The sequence below is a fragment of the Herbiconiux daphne genome (assembly GCF_024979295.1).
In the GTDB taxonomy this organism is placed as follows: domain Bacteria; phylum Actinomycetota; class Actinomycetes; order Actinomycetales; family Microbacteriaceae; genus Herbiconiux; species Herbiconiux daphnes.
This window is the reverse complement of the sequence record NZ_JANLCJ010000216.1, coordinates 1-910: the sequence shown is the minus strand read 5'-3', so window position 1 is coordinate 910 and position 910 is coordinate 1. Positions and strand designations below refer to the sequence as shown.

Genomic DNA, 910 nt, shown 5'->3' with positions numbered 1-910 from the left:
TAACCATACCAAGATTCTTGATACCTTGTAGGTTGTTAGAACTCATCTGTGACATAGTATCAATCAAGTTCTGTTTATCTTGAAGGATGGTGTCTTGGTTCTGGATATTCGTCTGCTTGATAATCTCAAGCTTCTGTTTACGTTGAGCATCCTCAGCCAATCCAGCTTGTTTAGCCTTGTCTTTTGCAGACATAGCTGCCCCAGCCAACGAACCAGCAGCCATTACACCCATTGTGATAGTAGTAGGCTCACACAAGTGGCACCTCCTTGGGGGATGAAATAGTGAATAGTTCAAACCTTTCAGCAGTGTATTCACTGTTAAACCCTTGATTTTCAAGGAAAATAGCGCCTAAAGATTTGAGGAAATGTTTGTGTAAAAGGTTCTCACTCCACACAAAGTTGAATAGGTAATCATACTGTTTTAACAGTGAATCCCTGTGAGAAGATATCTGTTTGATAAACTCCTTCTTCGTCGCTGTTGAACTGTCTGTCAAAGCTTGAGAAGTTAAGAACCAAACACAGTTTTCTTCGTTACCACCATAAGCATAAATGAAACCTTCATCGTCTACACAGACCACGGAGTTATCATCTAGATGCTCTAGCATAACTTCAAGGAGATTACGATGAGGTTGTCGAGCATCAAACTCTGCTACATCTGACTCACTTACGTGATGAATGAAGTTATGAACATCTTCTTCTGTAGCTTTACGAATGTGCATTCTACCTCCGAAAAAGAAAGCGGGGATAAACCCCGCAATCATTAGATACCTGAACTACGACGAACGTGAACAGCTTCCCAACCACAACCAATGATTGAGATAGGGTTAGCAGTATCTGAAATAACACTCACCTCTGTCTGAGTAGCAGAACCCTGACAAGGGAATCTGAACTGACCAGTAGGCAAGGTTAG

The 910-nt window shown here is 41.5% G+C and carries 3 protein-coding genes; all 3 read right to left on the bottom strand.

All coding sequences use genetic code 11. The features are described from left to right. A partial coding sequence (locus N1032_RS24200; RefSeq protein ID WP_259543027.1) for a virion core protein, T7 gp14 family occupies positions 1-223 on the bottom strand: 223 nt, incomplete at its 3' end. 25 nt (positions 224-248) lie between these two features. Next, positions 249-719, bottom strand: a complete 471-nt coding sequence (locus tag N1032_RS24195) for a phage protein Gp13 family protein (protein ID WP_259543026.1) — start codon at positions 717-719, stop codon at positions 249-251. A gap of 41 nt (positions 720-760) precedes the next feature. Beyond that, entirely contained in the window at positions 761-904 is a 144-nt protein-coding gene (locus N1032_RS28630) for a phage nozzle protein (RefSeq protein ID WP_456319124.1), read from the bottom strand. Between the last annotated feature and the right edge of the window lie 6 nt (positions 905-910).

What these genes read in the sequence shown, in the direction of transcription:
- N1032_RS24195 (WP_259543026.1), bottom strand. Translation starts at nt 719, where the DNA reads ATGCACATTCGTAAAGCTACAGAAGAAGATGTTCATAACTTCATTCAT.